Source organism: Rhizobium beringeri, from assembly GCF_004306515.1.
GTDB classification, from domain to species: Bacteria; Pseudomonadota; Alphaproteobacteria; order Rhizobiales; family Rhizobiaceae; genus Rhizobium; species Rhizobium beringeri.
In genome coordinates, this window is sequence record NZ_SILG01000003.1 from 139,366 (window position 1) to 155,448 (window position 16,083).

Sequence of the window (16,083 nt, forward strand, 5' to 3'; positions counted from 1 at the left end):
TGGCCGCCTTGATAAAGCCAAGACCCCCAGGATTAATCAGCCTTTGGCCTTCAGCACGAGGACCGGCTTGCCGCGGTAGTCGGCCGGAAATAGCGATTTCAGGTTCTCGATTTTCGGCATGTCGTTGTAAACGATATAGGGATAGGTCGGATTGAGCGTCAGGAAATCCTGATGATAGGCCTCGGCCGGGTAAAAGCCGGTGGTTTCAGAGACTTTGGTGACGATCGGCTGCGGGAAGACATGCGCCTTGTCGAGCTGGCTGATATAGCTCTCGGCGACCTTGCGCTGTTGCGGATCTGCGACGAACACCGCCGAACGGTACTGCGTTCCCTGGTCCGGGCCCTGGAAATTCAGCTGCGTCGGGTTGTGCGCCACAGAGAAAAAGATCTGCAGCAATTTGCCGTAGCTCACCTGTTTCGGATCGAACTTCACCTGGACGGATTCGGCGTGACCCGTCGAGCCGGTGCTGACGGTTTCGTACTGCGCCGTTTTGGCGTCGCCGCCGGCATAACCGGAGACGGCGCTCTCAACGCCCTTGACGTGCTGGAAGACGCCCTGGACACCCCAGAAACAACCGCCGGCGAAAATGGCCGTCTCGGTGCCTGAGCTGGCCTCCTCGTCAATGGCTGGCGGCGGAATGACGACGGCATCCTCGGCCGCGTCCGCGGCACACACGCCGAGCGAGAATAGAGTGGCAGCAAGGAGCGCGGCAAGGCTCCTGCGGTGGGAAGACGTGGACATGGCGCTACCTCCTGCGACGGCCCAAATCCTTGCTCATCCTTGCAAAAGTCGCAAATCACAAGGCGGTCACTCACGCCGATGTGACAGCCAGACGAAAGCGCCTGTGCGAACATGAAACAGCGCTCAACTTGAGTTGACAATCTCGCGAGGAGTGAGGAGAGTGCCGCCGGTCAGAGCCAGCATTTCCGGGGGGAACCTATGTCCGTGCGCTCGTTCTTCGCTTTCGCGACAATCGCATTTTCCACGATCGCCATCAGCTTTCCCGCCGCCGCGGCGGACACCAAGCGCGACATCCAGACGATCAAGGACGCCGATTTCTTCGGCTTCGATCTTCGCACCGAGCAGAACGTCTCGCTCGATCAGTGCAAGACATCCTGCATCGGCGACAAGAGCTGCAAGGCCTTCACCTACAATCCCAAGGTGAAATGGTGCTTCCTGAAATCCGATTTCAAAACGATGAACGCCTTCCCCGGCGCCATCGCCGGCAAGATCGTCGAAACGGCCGGCCAGCAGGAGCGAGATATCGGCGCTGCGCCGCGCCTGACCTTTCTCACGAACGATCTCATCCAGCAGACCCACGACTTCAAGGATAATCTGACGCTCGCCGACGACCAGCAGGGCCAGGGCGCCGACAGCCTGACGGCCAATGCCCGCATCGACCTCACTGCCAACAATCTGGCCGACGCGCTGAAGTCCTTCCATGGCGCACTGTCGATCACGCCTGACGACGCCGATCTCTGGCTCGAAACCGCCCGCGCCGCAGCTTCGCTCGGCAGCGCCGAAAGCAACACGACCGGCCAGGCCGTGCTCGACGCGCTGAACGGCTACGAGCTGACGCGCACCACCGCCAAACGCGCCGAGGCGCTGGCCGTGCTCGCCACTGCACTGGAGCGGAATGCCAACTACCGCCCGGCGCTCGACGCCTACAAGGCGAGCCTGGCGCTCGTCGGCGCCAAGGATGTGCAGGCGGCCTACCTGCAGCTGAAATCAACGCAGGGCTTCCGCGTCACCGAACACACTGTCGATGCCGACAGCGCCACGCCGCGTGCCTGCGTCACCTTCTCCGAGGCGCTGGTCAAAACCACCGACTACACACCCTTCGTGACGCTGAACGGCGAAGCACCAAAGGCACTCGAAACCAAGGACAAGCAGATCTGCGTCGAGGGGCTGACGCATGGCCAGACCTACAAGATCGCGTTGCGCACCGGCCTGCCGTCGGCCGTCGACGAGGTGCTGGAAGCACCTGTCAGCGTCGACGTCTACATCAAGGACCGCAGCCAGATTGTGCGTTTCACCGGCGACAGCTTCGTGCTGCCCTCGACGGCGCGCCGCGGCATCCCGATCGTCTCGGTCAATATGACCTCGGCGAACTTGAAACTCTACCGTATCGGCGATCGCGCCATCGCGCCGCTGCTGACCAATTCGCAGTTCCTGTCCCAGCTCGACGGCTACAGCGCCCAGAACATTGAGGACCAGAGCGGCGAACTCGTCTGGCAGGGCTCGATCGACATCGCCAACGAGCTCAACAAGGACATCGTCACCAGCTTCCCGGTCGACGAGGCGCTGCCCGAGCGCAAGCCCGGCATCTACGTGATGACCGCAACGGCGGCAAACGGCCCCGCGCAGGAGTGGGATTCGCAGGCGACGCAATGGTTCCTGGTCTCCGATATCGGCGTCACCACCTATGCCGGCACTGATGGCCTCAACGTCTTCACCCGCTCGCTCGCCTCGGCCAAGCCGATCGCAGGCGTCGAGCTGCAGCTGCTCGCCAAGAACAACGAAGTGCTCGGCACTGCGACGACCGACGCGGACGGCCGCGCCACCTTCACCGCCGGCCTGATCCGCGGCACGGCGGCGCTGACGCCCGCCGTCATTACCGCCAGGAACGGCACGTCGGACTACGTCTTCCTCGACATGACGCGCGCCGGCTTCGACCTTTCCGACCGTGGCGTAACGGGCCGCGCCGCACCCGGCGCGATCGACGTGCTGACGTTTACCGAACGCGGCATCTACCGCGCCGGCGAGACGGTGCATGCGCAGGCACTTGCCCGCGACACCGATGGCAACACCATCGAGAACCTGCCGCTCACCTTCATCTTCAGCCGCCCCGATGGTGTCGAAGACCGGCGGATCGTCAGCCAGACCAGCAATCTCGGCGGCTACTCCATCGATTTCCCGACCCAGGAAAATGCGATGCGCGGCACCTGGACGATGAACATCTATACCGATCCCAAGGGCAGCGCGATCGCCACCAAGAGCTTCCTCGTCGACGATTTCGTCCCCGATCGCACCGACATGGAGATCAAGACCGAGGCCAAGGAAGTCGGTCCGGACGCGCCGGCGACGATCACCGTTTCGGGCAAATATCTCTACGGCGCCCCGGCCGCCGGCCTGACGCTCGAAGGCGACGTCGTCGTCAAGCCGACGCGCGAGAGTGCTGCCTATAAGGGCTTCTTCTTCGGGCTTGCCGACGAAGAGGCGAGCGAGGATTCGCGCCTGCCGATCGACGGCCTGCCGGAACTCGACGAGAATGGCGAAGCCTCGACGGATCTCACCATCAGCGAGCTGCCGGTCACGACGCAACTGCTGAACGCCACCGTCTATATGCGCATGCAGGAGGCGGGTGGCCGCGCCATCGAGCGCACTCTGACCATTCCGGTGAAGAACGAGCGGGCGTCGATCGGCATTAAGCGGGAATTTTCCGACGATCTGCCGGAGAACTCGATCGCCAACTTCACGGTGATCGGCGTCAAGGCCGATGGACAGAAGCAGGAGGCGAAAGGCCTGCGCTGGAAATTCTACAGCCTCAACCGCGAATATCAGTGGTATCGCGAGGGAACGGCCTGGAAATACGAGCCGGTCTACACCGCCGAGCAGGTCTCCAACGGCAGCGTCGACGCGACGATGGACGGCGGCAAGATCTCCGTGCCGGTGACCTGGGGTCGCTATCGCCTCGAAGTGGAAAGCCCAGATGCCGACGGCCCGACCTCCAGCGTCGAATTCGACGCCGGCTGGTTCGTGACCTCGACCTCGACCGAAACGCCCGACGGGCTTGAAATCGCCCTCGACAAGGACAGCTACAAGATCGGCGAAACGGCCAAGCTGAAAGTCACCTCGCGCTATGGCGGCGAGCTGATGGTGACGGCCGGAACCGAAAAGCTGGTTGCCGTACAGAACGCCACGATCGGCGAGACCGGCGGCGAGGTCGACATCCCCGTTACATCAGACTGGGGTGCCGGTGCTTATGTAACCGCCACGCTCTTCCGCCCCGGCGACGCCCAGGACAGCCACATGCCGATGCGCTCGATCGGCATCAAATGGCTGAAAGTCGATCCTGAACAGCGCGCGCTGCAGGTGACGCTCGCAACGCCCGAAAAGATGCTGCCGCGCGGACCGTTGGCTATCGGCCTGCAGGTGGCGGGCGCCGGCGCCAACGAGGACGCCTATGTGACGGTTGCTGCCGTCGATGTCGGCATTCTCAACCTGACGCGCTACGAACCGCCGAACCCGGAAGACTGGTATTTCGGCCAGCGCCAGCTCGGCCTCGAAATCCGGGACCTCTATGGCCGACTGATCGACGGCTCGCTGGGTGCGACCGGCAAGCTCAGGACCGGCGGTGATGGCGGCGCCATTGCGCTGCAAGCAAGCCCGCCGACGCAGAAGCTCGTCGCCTTCTTCTCCGGGCCGGTGAAGCTCGACGCCGAAGGCAAGGCCAATGTCTCCTTCGACATTCCGCAATTCAACGGCACGGCGCGCGTCATGGCAGTCGCCTGGTCGAAATCAGGCGTCGGCCACGGCGTCAAGGATGTCATCATCCGCGATCCCGTCGTGGTGACCGCAAGCCTGCCGAAGTTCCTCGCCCCCGGCGACAAGGCCAATCTGCGCCTCGACATCGCCAACACTGATGCGCCGGCTGGCGACTACAAGCTGCAACTGACAGGCAATGATGCGGTCGGCATCGAGGAAGCCTCCGCCTCGCAGACGATCCGCCTCGAGGCCGGCGCGAAATCCGAACTGACGCTTTCGCTCATCGGCAAACAGCCAGGCGCCGGCAGCGTCTCGATCAACCTCTCCGACGCTTCCGGCCTTTCGCTCGACCAGACGGTCGACGTGCCGGTGCGCCCGGCCTCCTTGCCGATCACCGAACGCAGGGTGCTGGCGCTGAAGCCAGGGGCAAAACTCACCGTCGACAAGAACCTGCTGGCCGACAGCGTGCTGCCCGGCGCCTCGATCAGCGTCAACGTCACCCGTTCAGCAGCCTTCGATATCCCAGCCCTGCTGATGACGCTCGACCGCTATCCCTTCGGCTGCGCCGAGCAGACCACCAGCCGGGCGCTGCCCCTGCTCTATCTCGCCGAAGTGGCCAAGCAGGCGGGCATGGAAAACGACGACGACGTGCATAAGCGCGTGCAGGACGCGATCTACCGTGTACTCTCCTATCAGGCCTCGGCCGGCAGCTTCGGCCTCTGGGGACCGGATTCGGGCGATGTCTGGCTCGATTCCTACGTCACCGATTTCCTGACGCGGGCCCGCGAAATGAAATACGACGTGCCGGAAAGGGCTTTCGTGCAGGCGCTCGAAAACCTGCAGAACACGTTGTCCTACACCACCGACATCAAGGGTCAGGGCGACCAGATCGCCTATGCCATCTACGTCCTTGCCCGCAACAAGAAGGCTGCGATCAGCGATCTGCGCTACTATGCCGATACGATGATCAACGACTTCCCGACGCCGCTCGCCAAGGCGCATATCGCCGCCGCACTGGCGCTCTATGGCGATGCACAGCGTTCGAAGAATATTTTCCTCGACGCGCTGCAGATGTCGGAGCAGTCGATGGTGTCGCGCGTGAACCTGTCGCGCACCGACTACGGCACGATCCTGCGCGATGGCGCGGCGATCCTGGCGCTCGCTGCCGAAAGCCGGCCGGTACCGCCTGTCATCCCGGAACTTGCCAAGGCGGTCGGCAAGGAATGGGAGCGCAGCAAATATAAGAGCACGCAGGAAGAAACCTGGATGCTGCTTGCTGCGCGCGCCATCCAGGGCGGTGACGACGGCCTGAAGGTCGATGTCAATGGTGCCGCGCATACCGGCGCCTATATGGCACGCATGACCGGCGATGCCCTGGCTGACCATCCGCTGACGCTGACCAACCAGACGAACGACACGGTTTCGGCTGTTGTCACCACCGTTGCCGCCCCGACGGTGCCGCTGCCGGCCGGCGGCGACGGCTTCACCATCGAGCGGACCTATTACACGCTCGACGGCGAGCAGGCGAATGTCAGCGAGGCAAAGCAGAATGAACGCTACGTCGTCGTCATCCATGTGCGCGAAACCAATGACTGGCCGTCGCGCATCGTCATCACCGACCTTCTGCCCGCCGGCTTCGAGATCGACAATCCGAATCTCGTCGACAGCGCCCAGATGACCAATTTCGACTGGATCGGCGAGATCTCCGCCGCCCATACCGAATTCCGCTACGACCGCTTCGTCGCCGCCTTCAACCGCGCAGCAGGCGATGAGCGCGAATTCAACGTCGCCTATGTCGTGCGCGCGGTTACCCCCGGCACCTACGACCATCCGGCCGCAAACGTCGAGGATATGTACCGGCCGGAGCTTTCGGCCCGCACGGCAACCGGCAAGATGGAGGTCGTGACGGCGCAATAATGAGGCGGTGGCACAAGTTTGCGATCGGGTCCGCAGCCGGCATCGTTCTTGCCGGTGCGGCTCTCTTTGCGCTCGATGCCGCCGACAAGGCCTTTCCGCCGCCGCTGGACAGGGCAAATGCCGTCTCCGCCGAGGTGCTGGATGCCGATGGGCAATTGTTGCGCGCGTTTGCGACATCGGAAGGCCGCTGGCGGCTGAGGACGGCGGTCTTCGACGTCGATCCGCAATTCCTGCGCATGCTGATCGCCTATGAGGACCAGCGTTTCTACGACCACGGCGGCGTCGACCCCTGGGCGCTCGGGCGCGCTGCCATGCAACTGGTCAGCAACGGCCGCATCGTCTCCGGCGCCTCGACGCTGTCGATGCAGGTGGCGCGGCTGATCGAGCCGCGCGAAGGACGCTCGCTTTCGGCAAAACTCCTGCAACTGGTTCGCGCCGTGCAGATCGAACGGCGGCTGTCGAAGGAAGAGATTCTCGACCTCTATCTCACACACGCGCCCTATGGCGGCAATCTGGAAGGCGTGCGCGCCGCAAGCCTTGCCTATTTCGGAAAGGAACCGCGACGCCTGACAATCGCCGAGGCGGCGCTGCTCGTCGCCCTGCCGCAATTGCCGGAACGGCGCCGGCCGGACCGCAATCTCAAGGCGGCCGAGGCGGCGCGCAAGCGTGTGCTCGACCGCGTGGCGGTCGCTAGAGCCGTTGGTGACGGCGAAGCCGAGCGGGCTGAAGGCGTCGCGGTTCCCGCGCGGCGCATGCAATTGCCGGCACTCGCCGCCCATGTCGCCGAAGCCGCACTTCGCAAGGAGCCTGATGTCCTCAAGCATCAGACAACGTTGAAGAAACAGGTGCAGCAGGGGCTGGAGGCGGTTGCGCGGGCAGCGGCAATGAAGCTCGGGCCGAAGCTTTCGCTTGCCATGGTGATGGCGGATTCGCAAACCGGCGCGATCGTCGGCGAAGTCGGCTCGGCCGATTATTTCGATGCCAGCCGCTCCGGCTGGATCGACATGACCCGCGTCAATCGCTCGCCGGGCTCGACTCTGAAGCCCTTCATCTATGGGCTCGCTTTCGAACAGGGCCTGGTGTCCCAGGAGACGATCATCGAAGACCGGCCCGCCGATTTCTTCGGCTACCGGCCGCGCAATTTCGACATGAGCTATCAGGGCGACGTCACCGTGCGCGAGGCGCTGCAGCTGTCGCTGAACGTGCCGGCCGTCAAGCTGCTCGATGCCGTCGGGCCGGCGCGGCTGATAGTCCGCTTCCGCCGCGCCGAGGTGCGCCCGGTGCTGCCGCCGAACGAGGCGCCGGGGCTTGCGATCGGGCTTGGCGGCGTCGGCATTACCCTGAAGGATCTGGTCCAGCTCTATACGGCGCTCGCCAACCGCGGCCAGCCGGCAAGGCTCGGCGACGGCGTCACCGGTGCACCGGCCAAGCTCGACGGCGAACCGCTGCTGGAGCCAGTCGCGGTCTGGAACGTCGCCGATATTCTCTCCGGCGTCGTTCCTCCCGCCGGCGCGCCGCAGCGCGGCATCGCCTACAAGACCGGCACGAGCTACGGCTACCGTGATGCCTGGTCGGTCGGCTATGATGGGCGCTATGTGCTCGGCGTCTGGGTCGGACGACCTGACAATAGCGCCGTGCCGGGATTGACCGGTTATGGCACCGCCGCGCCCATCCTGTTCGAAGGTTTCGCCAAGTCAGGCATCGCGACGACGCCGCTGCCCCGCCCGCCTGTAGGCGCCGTGCGCATCGCCCAGTCCGAGCTGCCGATCAGCCAGCGGCGCTTCGCCCTCAATGCCAGCGGCCTGCTCGCCTCCGGCCGCGAGGCTGCGCCGCAGATCATCTATCCGCCCGAGGGCGCGCATGTCGATCTCGGCGCTGGGCAAGGCAACCTGTCACCGCTGATGCTGAAACTGCAGGGCGGCCGAGCCCCCTTCCGCTGGCTTGCCAACGGCAAGCCGCTGCCCGATCTCTCCCACCGGCGCATCCAGCAATGGCTGCCTGATGGCGGCGGCTACTCGAAACTGACCGTCATCGACTCGGCCGGACGCGCCGCAAGCGTCGGCGTTTTCATCGACTAGAGCATCGGAAAGTACGATCGACCGACTCCAAATGTTACAGCGACCTTTGCGCGTCCAAAAAGACGCGCGGCGCTGTAAGGGAACAAAAACCCGGCTGCAACCGTTCGGGAGGGTCTCTTTCCAACATCAGCGGCCTCATGACACTCCCGACAGCGACCTACCGGATACAATTCCGCAACGGCATGACCTTCGATCGCGCCTGCGACCTCGTCCCCTATCTCAAGACACTCGGCATCAGCCACCTCTACGCCTCGCCGATCTTCACCGCCGTCAGCGGTTCGACCCACGGCTATGACGTGACAGACGCCAACGAAGTCGACTCGGCGCTCGGCGGCCGGGCCGGATTCGAGCGGCTGACGGAAAGCCTCGCCTCCTCAGGCATGGGACTGATCCTCGACATCGTGCCGAACCACATGGCGGCCTCGCCGGAAAACGGCTGGTGGCGCGACGTGCTGATATTTGGCCGGCAGAGCGCCTATTTCAGCCACTTCGACATCGACTGGAGCGAACCGCTGACCCTGCCGCAGCTCGGTCAGGATTTCGAGGGAGTACTCGCCGGTGGCGAGCTGCGCATCGCGCTCGACGAAACGCACGGTAACTTCGCGTTCGGTTATTTCGAGACGCTGCTGCCCCTGAACCCCGGAAGCTACGAAGCGATCGCAAACCGGCTCGACGATCCGGTGGCCACCCGAATGGCGGAGGCGGCGGCCGTCACCTCCGGCGAGAATTTCAACCGCGCGATGCGCGATATCCTCTTCGAAGGCGGCGATCGGGCAGTCCTCCGGCAAAAACTCGATGACGTCTCGGCCGATCACGATTTCATGAGAAGCCTGCATGAGGCACAGCATTGGCGGCTGACCCACTGGAAGACGGCGGCGCGACATCTGAGCTATCGCCGTTTTTTCGAGGTGACCGGACTGGTCGGCACCCGCGTCGAAGATCCCCCTGTGTTCGACGACATGCACCGACTAGTGATCGAGCTGGTACACCATGGCAAGGTGCAGGGCCTGCGCATCGACCATGTCGACGGGCTCGCCGAGCCTAAGGCCTATCTCGACAGGCTGCGGGAGGCGGCCGGGCCGGACACCTATATCGTCGTCGAAAAGATCCTCGGGGCCAGCGAGGTCCTACCGGAGAGCTGGCCGGTCGCGGGCACCACGGGATATGAATTCATCGCCGCACTAAGCGAGCTGTTCATCGACGCCGGCGGCCTGCGCATATTGGACGATGCCTATCGGAGCATCGCCGCCGACACGGGTGATCTCGAGGCGGGCCGGCGAATTGCCAAGCAACTGATGGTCGACCGCAATTTCGCCGGCGAGACCGGCAGGCTGGTGTCGATCGCGGCAGGCATCTTTCCCGAGCTAAAAACAGACGAGATCGCCACCGCCCTCAGCGAACTGCTGATCACCTTTCCCGTCTACCGCACCTATGGCGATGGCGGCCCGCTTTCCTGGCAGGATTCAGCGGTCCTTGCGGCGACCGCCTCGCAAGCCATGGCGCGGCTCGATGATCGACGTGCATGCGACCATGTGCTGAAGCTGCTCGAAGGCAAGGTCGAAGGTGATGCGGCCCACGAGTTCCGCATCCGCTTCCAGCAATTGAGCGGGCCGGTGATGGCCAAAGCGACCGAGGATACGCTGTTTTACCGCTATAACAGGCTGCTTGCCGCCAACGAAGTCGGCGGTGAACCGGGCAAGGCGCCTGGCGGCCCGGAGGAATTCCACCGCCGCATGGCAGAGCGGGCGCGGCTGCAGCCGCATGGGCTTTCGGCAAGCGCTACCCACGACACCAAACGCGGCGAGGATGCGCGTGCAAGGCTTTATGCGCTGAGCGAAGGCGCGGATGTTTTTGCACAGGCGGTCGAGCGGTGGCGCGACATGAACCGGCTGTGGCTGAAGGATCTGCCGGAGGGCGCAGCGCCGGAGCCAAATGTCGAATGGATGCTCTATCAGGCGCTGGCCGGCATCTGGCCGGAAGATTTCGACAGAGGACGGACGGAAGAGCTCCGCGAACGCTTCACCGATTATGCGGTCAAGGCCGTGCGCGAGGCGAAACTGCGCAGCGACTGGACGGAACAGGATGCCGCTTACGAGGAAGCGGTCACGACCTATGCTGCGGCGCTGGTTTCGCCTGATAATGACGTCTTCCTCGAGGATTTCGAAAGGGTGCTGCAGCCTTTCATCGCGGCGGGTTACCTCAACAGCCTGTCGCAGACGCTGCTCAAGCTGACAGCTCCCGGCATTCCCGATATCTACCAGGGTGCCGAAAGCTTCGACTTCAGCCTCGTCGATCCAGACAACCGCCGACCGGTCGATCATGAGCGGCTGAAGGCATGGCTTGATGAAGCCGGGCCGATCGCCAAGCTGCAGGCGGCGGCGTTGAAGCAGCGCATCGTCGGGATCGGCCTGCAGCTGCGCCAGCGACACGCGGACCTCTTTGCCAAAGGCGACTATCTGCCGCTGAAGGTGACGGGCAACCGGCGCGACCATGTCCTCGCTTTTGCCAGAGTGCAAAAGAGTGATTTCGCCATCATCGCAGCGCCGCGGCTGATGTTCGGCTGGCTCGACCCCGGCGTGCTCTTTGCCGGCCCGGAATTCTGGGAGGATACGGCGATCGCCGTCCCCTCCCCGCTTCACGGTCTGAAGGCGGATCTGCTGACCGGAAAGACGATCGAGCCGGGGGGCAGCATTTCGGTCGCCGCCCTGCTCGGGAGCCAGCCCGTTGGGCTGATCACTCCGATCTGAGGATTAGCCGTCGCAAAATCGAATCCATGAAAATAGTGCTTGACCTTCCAGTCGCTGGAAGGTGGATAAGCCTATCGAACGGCCCTCCGGGCACAGGAGATAGTCATGGATATCAAGCACGAACACGATCACCCTCACAGCCACGCCGATGGCGACGATCATTGCCATTGCGGACATGATCAGGAGAAGGCTGCCGATGTCATGATCCGTGATCCTGTCTGCGGCATGACCGTCGATCCGCAGGCCGGCAAGCCCTCGCTCGAGCATGAGGGCCGCACCTATCATTTCTGCTCCGAGGGCTGCCGGACGAAGTTTGCGGCGGCACCCGAGGATTATCTGACCGCGAAGGATCCCGTCTGCGGCATGACCGTCGATCGCTCGACGGCAAAACACTTTCTGAAAGTCGACGGTGAGAAATTCTATTTCTGCTCGGCAGCTTGCCAAGCGAAATTCGAAGCCGACCCTTCAGCCTATCGCAACGGCAAGCGCCCGCCGGCAAAGCCGGCGCTGACGGGCACGCTCTATACCTGCCCGATGCATCCCGAAGTCGTCAGCGACCGTCCCGGCGACTGCCCGAAATGCGGCATGGCGCTGGAGCCGATGGGCATTCCGCCTGCTGACGAAGGTCCGAACCCGGAACTCGTCGATTTCGTCAGGCGGCTCTCAGTCAGCGCCACCCTTGCCGTGCCGCTGCTGGCGCTGAGCATGGGGCCAATGTTCGGTCTGCCGCTTCGCGAAACGATCGGCGAGCCGCAGGCGACCTACATCGAACTGCTGCTGGCAACGCCGGTGGTGCTCTGGGCCGCCCTGCCCTTCTTCCGCCGCGCATGGGCGTCTGTCGTCAACCGCAGCCCGAATATGTGGACGCTGATCGGTCTCGGTGTCGGTACCGCCTATGTCTACAGCGTCGTCGCCACGCTTGTACCAGGCATCTTCCCGATGAGCTTCCATGGCCACGGCGCGGCCGTGCCCGTCTATTTCGAGGCCGCGGCCGTTATCGTCGCGCTCGTCTTCGTCGGCCAAGTGCTGGAATTGAAAGCGCGCGAACGCACCGGCTCGGCAATCCGCGCTTTGCTCGACCTTGCGCCGAAGACGGCGCGGCGCATCGATGCCGACGGCAGCGAAAATGACGTGCCGGTGGACGATATCCAGACCGGTGACCGGCTGCGCGTTCGCCCTGGCGAGCGGGTGCCGGTGGATGGCTCCGTCCTCGAAGGCCAGTCGACCGTCGACGAATCGATGATATCAGGCGAGCCCTTGCCTCTGGAGAAGTCGAAAGGCGACCCGCTGACCGGTGGCACGATCAACAAGAACGGCACCTTCGTCATGGCCGCCGAAAAGGTCGGCGCAGACATGGTGCTGTCGCGCATCGTCGACATGGTCGCCAAGGCGCAACGCTCGCGAGCGCCGATCCAGGGCGCGGTCGACCGGGTGTCGGCCGTCTTCGTGCCGGCTGTGGTCGCTGCTGCCATCCTTGCCTTCCTTGTCTGGGCCGCGATCGGGCCCGAGCCGCGCATGGCGAATGCACTGCTTGCCGCCGTCGCCGTTCTGATCATCGCCTGCCCCTGTGCGCTCGGCCTTGCGACGCCGATGTCGATCATGATCGCCACGGGGCGCGGCGCCCAGGAAGGCGTGCTGATCAAGGACGCCGAAGCGCTGGAGCGCTTTTCCAAGGTCGACACGCTGATCGTCGACAAGACCGGCACGCTGACTGAAGGCAAGCCGAAGCTTACCGATGTCGTCGCCTTCGGTGGCGTCGGGGAAGACCGGCTGCTGTCGCTGGCGGCAAGCCTGGAGCGCGGCTCGGAACATCCGCTGGCCGAAGCGATCGTTTCCGGCGCCGAGGAGCGCGGTGTCCCCTTCGTCTCGGTCACCGGTTTCGAGGCAAAGACCGGCAAGGGCGTTCAGGGCCGTGCCGGCGATACGACGACGGTAGCGCTCGGTAATGCCGCGATGCTCACCGATCTCGGCATTGATCCAGCCGCGCTTGCCGAGAAGACCGAGGCCCTGCGCGGCGACGGCAAGACGGTGATGTTCGTGGTGTTCGACGGCGCGCTTGCCGGTCTCGTCGCCGTTGCCGACCGCATCAAGCCGACGACAGCAGCCGCCATCAAGGCACTGCACGACAGCGGGTTGAAGATCATCATGGCGACCGGCGACAACGAGCGCACGGCGCGTGCGGTGGCAAAAAGCCTCGGCATCGACGAGGTGCGCGCCGATGTGCTTCCGGAAGGCAAGAAGGCGCTGATCGACGAGTTGCGTGCCAAGGGCGCCATCATCGCCATGGCCGGTGACGGTGTCAACGACGCGCCGGCGCTCGCCGCCGCCGATGTCGGCATCGCCATGGGGACCGGCGCCGACGTCGCGATGGAAAGCGCCGGCATCACATTGGTGAAGGGTGACCTGAACGGCATCGTCAGGGCGCGACGGCTGGCGGAGGCGACGATGCAAAACATCCGCCAGAATCTCGGCTTCGCCTTCGGCTATAATGCGCTCGGCGTGCCGATCGCCGCCGGCGTGCTCTATCCGATCTTCGGGCTGCTGCTTTCGCCGATGATCGCCGCAGCAGCAATGAGCCTCTCGTCCGTTTCGGTCATATCAAATGCGCTGAGACTGCGCTTTGCAAAATTATAGGAGATGGCGATGAATATTGGCGAAGCATCGGAACGGTCCGGCCTGCCTTCCAAGACCATCCGCTACTACGAGGATATCGGCCTCCTCCGGCCCGAAAGGGGCGGAAACGGCTATCGCGACTATGCCGCAACCGACGTCCACAAGCTGCGCTTCCTGCAGCGCTCGCGCGGTCTCGGCTTTTCCGTCGAAGAATGCCGGCAATTGCTGGCGCTTTATGAGGACAAGAGCCGGGCGAGTGCCGACGTCAAGGATATCGCTCAGACAAAGCTTACCGAGATCGACCGCAAGATCCGCGAGCTGACGGAACTGCGCCGGACGCTGGAGCACCTCGTGCATGCCTGTCACGGCAACGACAGGCCGGACTGTCCGATCCTCGAAGAGCTTTCGGACGGCGGCTGACCATTTCAGGCGACCTGCATCAGGAAAGCTGTGGCATGTTCTGGTTGGCTGCCTGCGCCGGTTGAGCCCGCTCGTCGGGCTCCTCGTCTTCACCGTCGTCCAGCACCCCGTCATCCAGCCGATGCTTGATCGCCAGCGCGTAGATCACGTCGAGAATATTGCGGTCTCTGAGATGAGGATCCATCAGGGCGAGAAGCGAGGCCCGGACGATCTTCTTGCTGGTGGCCTTCGGACAACGCGCCTTGACGAAATCATAGAGTGCATCATCCGTCAGCCCTTCCATGGCGCCGTCCACGAGAGCTTCGTAGACCCGCTTCTTTTCCTTCATTCTTTATTGTCCCCTGCAAATCAGCGGCGTCATGATCTGTCATGTAATCGTCATAAACAATTGGGGATTTGAGGCGCCTGCCGCTTGAGAAGACTATTTTGATGATGATCCGGCCAAGATCTTCGGCCCGCATGATTTTTTTACGTCCGCGGGAATAAAACCCGCCGCACTTGCGTATACTCAAGCATGGAACGCAAAGAACGCCCCTTCGACGTCATCGGACAGCTTGCAGCGCTGAGGCGCTACGCTCGCTCGCTGGTGCGCAATTCGGACGAGGCGGAGGATCTGGTGCATGATGCGCTGGTGCGCGCCTTCGAGAAGCGAAAGAGCTTCCGCAGCGGCGGCAACCTGCGCACCTGGCTGCTCTCCATTCTGCACAATGCCCATATCGATCGTCTTCGCCGGCACCGATCGCTGACGCGCCGCCACGATGAGGCGGCTGTCGAAGCCGAGCAGTCACTGCCGGCCGGCCAGGAACATGCCGTGCGCCTGCAGCAGGTGCGCAACGCCTTCTTCGACCTGCCGGAGGAACAGCGTGAGGCGCTGCATCTCGTCGCGATCGAAGACCTTTCCTACCAGGAAGCCGCCCAGGCGCTCGGCATTCCTGTTGGGACGCTGATGTCGCGCATCTCCCGCGCGCGCGCTCAACTGCGCGAATTCGAGGAGAAGACGCCGCGGGTTTCGAATCTGAGAATCATCGGAGGGAACGGCAATGAAAGCAATTGATCCGATCCTCGATGCCGATCTTAACGCCTATGTCGATGGCGAACTCGATGTCGCCCGTCGCATCCAGGTGGAATCCTATCTTTCCGAGAATCCGGCGATTGCCGCCAAGGTCATGGCCGACCTCAGCGTGAGGGGCGAACTGCGTCTGGCGCTGGCCGGCGAAAGTGCCTTTGGCCGCCCCGAGACACGCGATGCCGCCCGCCGGCTGGAACGCGGCCTTTCCTATGGCCGTATCTTCCATTCGATGCAGCGCGTTGCCGCCGTCGGCATTCTGATCGCCGCCGGCTGGGTGGCGCACAATTCCTTCGGCGCCTTCTCGGCGACTGAGGTGGTGGCATCGGTTCCGGCACCCGCCTACGTCGAGGATGCCGTCCGCGCCTATCAGACCGCGGCCCTGCGCCAATCGATGCCTCCGCAGACGCCGGCCACTTATAGCGCTGACGATATTCGCGCCGCCACCGCGATCGTGATGCCCGAACTGCCTGGGGATTGGAAGGTCGCCGACGTGCAGATCTTCCCGTCCGAATTCGGCCCCAGCGTCGAGATGGCGATCGAACAATCAGATGGAAAGCGACTGTCGCTTTTTGCCGTCCGTCCGGGCGCCTTCGAGGTCAAGCCGGTCAGTCATCTCACGCTGGAAAAAGCAGAAGCCGCCTATTGGCAGATCGGCGAGGTCGCCTATGCGCTGATCGCCGACGATAGCGGTCTCAATCTCGACCAGGCGGCCGAACGGCTCGCCCGCTCGCTCTATTAATTCAAACCGAGG

Annotated in this window: 9 protein-coding genes; 7 read left to right on the forward strand and 2 right to left on the reverse strand. The window is 63.6% G+C overall.

Translation table 11 applies throughout. The features are described 5' to 3' along the window. Positions 1–36: 36 nt before the first annotated feature. Positions 37–741 carry a peptide-methionine (S)-S-oxide reductase MsrA gene (msrA, locus tag ELH03_RS28200; RefSeq protein WP_128403580.1) on the reverse strand — a complete coding sequence of 235 codons (705 nt, stop codon included), beginning with the start codon at positions 739–741 and terminating at the stop codon, positions 37–39. 198 nt (positions 742–939) lie between these two features. On the opposite strand from msrA, the gene ELH03_RS28205 reads away from it, so the two are divergent. The 5 genes from ELH03_RS28205 (at position 940) to cueR (ending at position 14,263) form a co-directional block, all read left to right on the forward strand. After that, a complete protein-coding gene (locus ELH03_RS28205) occupies positions 940–6,405 on the forward strand; it encodes an alpha-2-macroglobulin family protein (RefSeq protein ID WP_130767014.1) in 5,466 nt (1,821 codons plus the stop codon). Continuing rightward, the gene (gene pbpC / locus ELH03_RS28210; RefSeq protein ID WP_130767015.1) at positions 6,405–8,483 is read left to right on the forward strand and encodes a penicillin-binding protein 1C; all 2,079 of its coding nucleotides are present in this window, start codon (positions 6,405–6,407) and stop codon (positions 8,481–8,483) included. The genes ELH03_RS28205 and pbpC overlap by 1 nt, the downstream gene beginning before the upstream one ends. 137 nt (positions 8,484–8,620) lie before the next feature. Continuing rightward, positions 8,621–11,230 (forward strand): malto-oligosyltrehalose synthase, encoded by a 2,610-nt coding sequence (gene treY / locus ELH03_RS28215; protein ID WP_130767016.1) that lies wholly within the window; start codon positions 8,621–8,623, stop codon positions 11,228–11,230. Positions 11,231–11,335: 105 nt separating this feature from the next. Beyond that, positions 11,336–13,864: a heavy metal translocating P-type ATPase gene (locus ELH03_RS28220; protein WP_130767017.1), complete on the forward strand. Its 2,529-nt coding sequence runs from the start codon at positions 11,336–11,338 to the stop codon at positions 13,862–13,864. Between the two features lie 9 nt (positions 13,865–13,873). Then, positions 13,874–14,263 (forward strand): Cu(I)-responsive transcriptional regulator, encoded by a 390-nt coding sequence (gene cueR / locus ELH03_RS28225; RefSeq protein ID WP_128403585.1) that lies wholly within the window; start codon positions 13,874–13,876, stop codon positions 14,261–14,263. A gap of 19 nt (positions 14,264–14,282) precedes the next feature. Here cueR and ELH03_RS28230 read toward each other — a convergent pair whose 3' ends face one another. Beyond that, the gene (locus ELH03_RS28230; RefSeq protein WP_128403586.1) at positions 14,283–14,591 is read right to left on the reverse strand and encodes a hypothetical protein; all 309 of its coding nucleotides are present in this window, start codon (positions 14,589–14,591) and stop codon (positions 14,283–14,285) included. Between the two features lie 186 nt (positions 14,592–14,777). On the opposite strand from ELH03_RS28230, the gene ELH03_RS28235 reads away from it, so the two are divergent. Together ELH03_RS28235 and ELH03_RS28240 are read left to right on the forward strand one after the other, a co-directional pair. Then, positions 14,778–15,317 carry a sigma-70 family RNA polymerase sigma factor gene (locus ELH03_RS28235; RefSeq protein WP_130767018.1) on the forward strand — a complete coding sequence of 180 codons (540 nt, stop codon included), beginning with the start codon at positions 14,778–14,780 and terminating at the stop codon, positions 15,315–15,317. Then, positions 15,304–16,071, forward strand: a complete 768-nt coding sequence (locus ELH03_RS28240; RefSeq protein ID WP_128412069.1) for an anti-sigma factor family protein — start codon at positions 15,304–15,306, stop codon at positions 16,069–16,071. Before ELH03_RS28235 ends, ELH03_RS28240 begins: the two co-directional genes overlap by 14 nt. The last annotated feature ends 12 nt before the right edge of the window (positions 16,072–16,083 follow it).

Bases quoted from the DNA above. Each gene is read 5' to 3' on its own strand.
- msrA (WP_128403580.1), bottom strand. From the start codon at position 741: ATGTCCACGTCTTCCCACCGCAGGAGCCTTGCCGCGCTCCTTGCTGCC.
- ELH03_RS28205 (WP_130767014.1), top strand. From the start codon at position 940: ATGTCCGTGCGCTCGTTCTTCGCTTTCGCGACAATCGCATTTTCCACG.
- pbpC (WP_130767015.1), top strand. From the start codon at position 6,405: ATGAGGCGGTGGCACAAGTTTGCGATCGGGTCCGCAGCCGGCATCGTT.
- treY (WP_130767016.1), top strand. From the start codon at position 8,621: ATGACACTCCCGACAGCGACCTACCGGATACAATTCCGCAACGGCATG.
- ELH03_RS28220 (WP_130767017.1), top strand. From the start codon at position 11,336: ATGGATATCAAGCACGAACACGATCACCCTCACAGCCACGCCGATGGC.
- cueR (WP_128403585.1), top strand. From the start codon at position 13,874: ATGAATATTGGCGAAGCATCGGAACGGTCCGGCCTGCCTTCCAAGACC.
- ELH03_RS28230 (WP_128403586.1), bottom strand. From the start codon at position 14,591: ATGAAGGAAAAGAAGCGGGTCTACGAAGCTCTCGTGGACGGCGCCATG.
- ELH03_RS28235 (WP_130767018.1), top strand. From the start codon at position 14,778: ATGGAACGCAAAGAACGCCCCTTCGACGTCATCGGACAGCTTGCAGCG.
- ELH03_RS28240 (WP_128412069.1), top strand. From the start codon at position 15,304: ATGAAAGCAATTGATCCGATCCTCGATGCCGATCTTAACGCCTATGTC.